The organism is Vibrio sp. ZF 223, from assembly GCF_003050585.1.
Lineage (GTDB): Bacteria > Pseudomonadota > Gammaproteobacteria > Enterobacterales > Vibrionaceae > Vibrio > Vibrio crassostreae.
This window is the reverse complement of record NZ_PIGB01000001.1, coordinates 1,095,143-1,101,248: the sequence shown is the minus strand read 5'-3', so window position 1 is coordinate 1,101,248 and position 6,106 is coordinate 1,095,143. Positions and strand designations below refer to the sequence as shown.

The following is a 6,106-nucleotide window of genomic DNA, read 5'->3' as shown; positions in this document are numbered from 1 at the left end:
GCAAACAAGGATAAGGGTTGCGCTCGTTGCGGGACTTAACCCAACATTTCACAACACGAGCTGACGACAGCCATGCAGCACCTGTCTCAGAGCTCCCGAAGGCACACCTGCGTCTCCGCTGGCTTCTCTGGATGTCAAGAGTAGGTAAGGTTCTTCGCGTTGCATCGAATTAAACCACATGCTCCACCGCTTGTGCGGGCCCCCGTCAATTCATTTGAGTTTTAATCTTGCGACCGTACTCCCCAGGCGGTCTACTTAACGCGTTAGCTCCGAAAGCCACGGCTCAAGGCCACAACCTCCAAGTAGACATCGTTTACGGCGTGGACTACCAGGGTATCTAATCCTGTTTGCTCCCCACGCTTTCGCATCTGAGTGTCAGTATCTGTCCAGGGGGCCGCCTTCGCCACTGGTATTCCTTCAGATCTCTACGCATTTCACCGCTACACCTGAAATTCTACCCCCCTCTACAGTACTCTAGTTCACCAGTTTCAAATGCAGTTCCGAGGTTGAGCCCCGGGCTTTCACATCTGACTTAATGAACCACCTGCATGCGCTTTACGCCCAGTAATTCCGATTAACGCTCGCACCCTCCGTATTACCGCGGCTGCTGGCACGGAGTTAGCCGGTGCTTCTTCTGTTGCTAACGTCAAGAGATGCAGCTATTAACTACACCCCCTTCCTCACAACTGAAAGTACTTTACAACCCGAAGGCCTTCTTCATACACGCGGCATGGCTGCATCAGGCTTTCGCCCATTGTGCAAAATTCCCCACTGCTGCCTCCCGTAGGAGTCTGGACCGTGTCTCAGTTCCAGTGTGGCTGATCATCCTCTCAGACCAGCTAGGGATCGTCGCCTTGGTGAGCCATTACCTCACCAACTAGCTAATCCCACCTAGGCATATCTTGACGCGAGAGGCCCAAAGGTCCCCCTCTTTGGCCCGTAGGCATTATGCGGTATTAGCCATCGTTTCCAATGGTTATCCCCCACATCAAGGCAATTTCCTAGGCATTACTCACCCGTCCGCCGCTCGACGCCCATTAACGCACCCGAAGGATTGTTAATGTCGTTTCCGCTCGACTTGCATGTGTTAGGCCTGCCGCCAGCGTTCAATCTGAGCCATGATCAAACTCTTCAATTTAAGATTTTGTGACTCAACGAATACTGACTTCAAAACTAATATTTACCGAAGTAAACATGTAATTCTAAAGCTATTACCATTCCAACAGAATGATAATGAATTGACTGTGCCGAATAACTACAAGTAGTTAAACGTATTGGTCACTCAGTTCATTGAAATCAATTTTGTTACCGAAGTAACTGTTACTACCTAAGTAATAACGTTTTGATATTCATCAACGAGTGCCCACACAGATTGATAGGTTTAAATTGTTAAAGAGCTTTGCTTGTCGAAACTTTCTTTTTACAAAGAAACCCTTGAAAGCGGACGTGAATTCTAGCGATTTAATCTTAAGTGTCAAACACTTTTTAAAATTAATTTCTTTCGAACTTTTCGTCTTACTGATTACCGCTGAAGCCTTATGGCATCTGCCGTGTCAGTGAGGCGGCATTATAGAGATCATCGAAAACATGGCAACCCCTTTTTTGATAAAAATTCAAAAAAACTTGCTTAAGTGGCTACTTTTACGTCAAAAGGCTCTTTCATAGCTCAAAGCTCATACAATAGTGGGTGTATTACTTAAAACTTTGCGATTAGATCTTTCGAAAAAGCCTCTATATCTAGCTCAATGCTCCATTTCTCACTCAGTTCTAGGATGTTATCTAGCGATTGCTGAACTGTTTTTATCGTCAATGTGTTGTTGTCTAGGTCGTATACCTGTTTTTGCGTGGTGTAATAGAAATAAAGGATGGTCAGCGCGTCTCGGTCGCCTTGCTCAGCTTTGGGGTGAATACGCTTGAGCTTACGATAGATTTGATTATGGATTTGTTTAAGGTTCCATATATAAAGCGCTTCTTTGAAGTAATCATGCCCTTTTACACGACTCGCGATAAATGCATTCAATGCGACTGATAAGATCACACCTAATACGTTCAAGTGGAAATTACCTGTCGATTCGCCTGCGATTGATTGCCCTGAACCGAATAGCTCGATCAGTATGGTTCCGAATACAATGGCGAACACTGCGAGTGACCCAACCAACGAAACCAACAGCAGGTTCATCTTCTTTCTATATTCTTCTTTATTAATCTTCTGTAACTTCATCGACTACTTCCTTATGTAAGTCACCTAATAATTTGCGCATACTATCTACGTAAACATTGGGTCGCTTCAACCCTTACCATCTTGTAATGTGGTCATTCTCTATTTAATACGCAGAGTTCTTCTGGTTGGCGCTATACGCAACTCTATTTGACTTCATTAATAGAAAAGAGTTACATACCGCCACAATTTTGGTTATTCATCAATTCATGTTGATAAAGCCCGTTTCGCTTTATCACATACTGACAAGGTACATTCCATGCGTTCATTTGTATTACGCGCTCGCGCAGCCCCTACAGAGAGCAAACTTATCTTAGAAGGTGTTGGGCAAGATGCTCATACTGAGATTCTGGCTCATACTCTGATGAACACGATCTTCGTTGCTCAATCTCACCGTGAGAATGTCACCGTACACCTTGTATTAGAAAGTACTAAAGACTTTTCACGTACGATTACATTCGATTCAAACGAGATCACCAATATTGGTGGCTTCCACGAGTCAGCATTGTTGTCTGCGGTAGTAAGAGCGGTTGACGCTTCTCAAGGTATGACAAAAGAACAGACGCGTCAGGTTGAATCGGGTATCACTGTTCGTACTATGAGTTTTGAAAAGCTAGTTAAAGAGCTAGCTGAAGACCACCAGCTCTACATGATGGATAAGAAAGGCGACTTTATCCGTGATGCAGAGATTGCTGAAAACCCATGTTTCCTTCTGACTGACCACATCCCTATGCCGAAGAAAAGCTACAACAGCTTAAAACGTCTAGGAACAGAGAAAATCAGTTTGGGTCCAAATATGCTGTTCGCTTCTCAGTGCGTCGTGTTGATCAACAATGAGCTAGATATTCGCGGTTTCTAACTCGAAAACACAATTACAGTTAACAAACCACAGTGAACAAAGCCCGGTTATTCACCGGGCTTTTGATTTTGGTGTGCCGATAATCAATTGTAGTTTATCGCCAGCTTGTTCCGTCACATGAGATCTCGCATTAACGTCTCATATTGTTCAGACACCAACACCACCAGATGATTAAGCTCTTTTGCATCTTCCTCTGCCAATAAAAGTTGCCAATCTGTCTGTTGACCACTTTCATCTCGTCCAAGCACTTTAGTCTTCCCTTTTTCAGCTTCAAAAGACAAGTGATTAAAGTCGGTATCATGATGTTCATGAGACTCTAAAATCTCAAACTCTAAGTTTCCGGTTGGCTTTACTTGAATGTGGGCATGAAAATGTTGCTGATTCTGTAACTCATATTCCCTATGTATTGCGAACATACTCCCTCCTATAAACCTCAATCTAAGCTCGTAAGCGATCTGTTATAAATTACCCGAAATTCATAGGTTGCCCCTGAACAACAAGTATCTATACAAAGTGTAGGTTTCAGATTTCGGTACTAGAGCAAAATCAGCCTGCTGTTTGATACTAGACAAAATAGCGTTGAGTATTGTGACACTTCGATTGATCTTTCTTGACGGGTATAACCGAGCTCAAGAGTCCAATAGAACTGACCAAACAACTCATTTATAAAACTTGCGCTTGGTTCCATTTCTAATGCCTTTGGTCTGACCTTTGCGAATAAATAGACATTTCTCTACAACCTTTTGATTCGAAAGTTATACTTCCGATAAATCCGGTGAATTAATTTAAGGGAATGTATGTCAATTTTTACCGTATTCTTCTGTGGAACAGGGTCCAACTCAGAAGACAATAATCATAAAAACTACGTGTCAGGCGAGTTGATTTCTACGTTAGCGAAGAATACGACTGGCAGAGACATGATTGACTACATTAAAGTGGATTGAGTTGGCAGTGGGAATCAAAACGAATGGTTGAAGCAAGGCAAAGATGACATGTACTCCGGAGTTAAAGGAACGTTGCTAGGCAAAGGTATCGACAGCGCCATGTGCTGAATATCTTGCGCGGGAGCCAACAAGATAAAAATGACTACATGAAGTGAGCCAAAGGACTGCTTAGTGAATCTCGCCCTGCAAAATCAGCTTGGCCTTTTGCAACCAACTAAAAGTATCAAGATTGGTTAAAAGATTCACAGGAATTAGCGGCTGACCTGAAACACGGTATGGCAGCGCGCCAACAGAACATTGCGATCGAGCGTCAAAGCAAGAATGCCTCGCTTGTCTCCTTCAATTAAATACTACACAACCTACATGCCCGCCCGACACGGCACTTTGGTAAGTAATGCCAATACTTCCAGCGGAAGTAAAGGCGCGGGGTTACTTACCGATCCAGGACTGGTAACAAGAGATTTCATGGAAAAGGTATTAACGGGTTGGGGCACGCAGCTTAAACCGAGCACAACATTGAACTTCTCTCGACAACGCATTATCGAACTGTACGAGCAAATGCGCAGTCATGAAGAATATTTCAATAAAATGCACGGTATGACTTATACGGCAAAGAACCGACTGCTGTGGACAAGCAAAGATCGAATCGGTCAGCAAAGAGAGCGCCGCTACGGTATCCCGATGTATCGCTTTCAGTTCCCCGGAATCACTAACAATTACGGCGATGCCATTAATCGTCATCACTGTGATGTGTTAGCCACTAATGCTTTTGCTGCACACGGTACTTCTGCCGCGCTACCAAACCCAGTCTGATATTCCTATTTGATAAGCAGTTAAACAAAAAAGAACTCAACTAAGTGAGCTCTTTTTTATTATCTATATCTTGCTATCAATGGAGTTATCTAGGAATCAGACCTGATTAACCAAAGATAAAGCTGTATAGGAAGCCTGCACCCATCGCCATGCTTAGGATAACGAATAGGAATGCTGCAATCATTTGGTTCTTGAAGATTGATTTAAGCAGGATAACTTCTGTCAAACTTGCACCTGCACTACCAATGATCAATGCCATTACCGAACCTAGCGCCATACCTTTTTGTACCAGAGCTGCACTTAATGGGATTACCGCTTCAGCACGAATGTACAATGGGATACCAATCACAGCTGCTACTGGAATCGCATACCACATACCTTCGCCAGCATACTGTGCAATTAGGTCTGTAGGAATGAAGCCGTAGATAAATGAACCAATCGCAATACCCATCATTAGGTAAGGGAAAACTTGTTTGAAGTCTTTCCAAGTTGAGAACCAAATTCTCATCCAACGGCTAGGCTCTTTCTTCTCTACGATTTCAGCAGTTGCGCTTCCATCTGCTGAACAGCATGAAACGGTCACTTGTGGCTCTTCTTTTTTCGAATCACAGCAAGATGTTTCTTTTGCCATTACTGGTGCAGGTTCACCACATGCACTTGTACCACATGAAGACGCTGCCTTCGCTGGCGCTGCTTTCTTAGGAGCAGAATCTCCACAGCTAGTGCCAGAGCTTGAAGCAGAACCTGTCGATTCATACGCTTCAGGTTTTACGTAACGCTCAAAGCCAAGCTTCTCAAGTGCGTAACCTGCGACTACCGATACTGTCATTGCGACTAAGAAGTAGAACACAGCCACTTGCCAACCAAACGTAATCACGAACAAACCAATGATCACTGGGTTCAATAGTGGGCTACCGAATAGGAACACCATCATTGGCCCAAAACCCGCTCGTGCACGCAGCAACCCTTTAAGGAAAGGAATCGTCGAACATGAACAGAAAGGCGTAATCGCACCTAGTAGCGCTGCAACCACATAACCCTTGCCGTTACGCGAGCTCAGAATCGATTGAATCTTTTCTGGCGTAAGAAACTCTTGCAGAATCCCAACAATGTAGCTGATCGCCAAAAAAAGGATGATTAGCTCTACTGCTAAGAAGGCGAACATATCAAGTGCGTCTTTTAGCATTGTTAACATTTCATTGCTCATAATTAACTCCAAACTGGATTGAAGGCCGGACTCTATGAGAAAAGTAACCAACCCTTAATTTCGAA

6 protein-coding genes and 1 rRNA gene are annotated in these 6,106 nt (G+C 43.8%); 3 read left to right on the top strand and 4 right to left on the bottom strand.

The annotated features are described in order from the left end of the window. A 16S ribosomal RNA gene (locus tag CWO13_RS04715) occupies nucleotides 1-1,138 on the bottom strand; the annotation flags it as partial. A 558-nt stretch (nucleotides 1,139-1,696) separates the two neighbouring features. Further along, a complete protein-coding gene (locus CWO13_RS04705) occupies nucleotides 1,697-2,221 on the bottom strand; it encodes a DUF3087 family protein (protein ID WP_102431737.1) in 525 nt (174 codons plus the stop codon). Between the two features lie 256 nt (nucleotides 2,222-2,477). Between CWO13_RS04705 and trmY the strand changes: the two genes are divergently transcribed. Continuing rightward, a complete protein-coding gene (gene trmY, locus CWO13_RS04700) occupies nucleotides 2,478-3,077 on the top strand; it encodes a tRNA (pseudouridine(54)-N(1))-methyltransferase TrmY (protein WP_102393465.1) in 600 nt (199 codons plus the stop codon). A gap of 113 nt (nucleotides 3,078-3,190) precedes the next feature. Here the strand turns inward: trmY and CWO13_RS04695 are convergent, their stop codons facing one another. Continuing rightward, nucleotides 3,191-3,493 carry a hypothetical protein gene (locus CWO13_RS04695; RefSeq protein ID WP_076656387.1) on the bottom strand — a complete coding sequence of 101 codons (303 nt, stop codon included), beginning with the start codon at nucleotides 3,491-3,493 and terminating at the stop codon, nucleotides 3,191-3,193. Nucleotides 3,494-3,874: 381 nt separating this feature from the next. Between CWO13_RS04695 and CWO13_RS23630 the strand changes: the two genes are divergently transcribed. Then, a complete protein-coding gene (locus CWO13_RS23630) occupies nucleotides 3,875-4,021 on the top strand; it encodes a hypothetical protein (RefSeq protein ID WP_240698786.1) in 147 nt (48 codons plus the stop codon). A gap of 330 nt (nucleotides 4,022-4,351) precedes the next feature. Next, entirely contained in the window at nucleotides 4,352-4,834 is a 483-nt protein-coding gene (locus CWO13_RS23625) for a hypothetical protein (RefSeq protein ID WP_258186363.1), read from the top strand. A 106-nt stretch (nucleotides 4,835-4,940) separates the two neighbouring features. Here CWO13_RS23625 and CWO13_RS04685 read toward each other — a convergent pair whose 3' ends face one another. Then, nucleotides 4,941-6,041, bottom strand: coding sequence for a permease (locus CWO13_RS04685; protein WP_108082606.1), 1,101 nt, complete (start codon nucleotides 6,039-6,041; stop codon nucleotides 4,941-4,943). Nucleotides 6,042-6,106 lie beyond the last annotated feature (65 nt).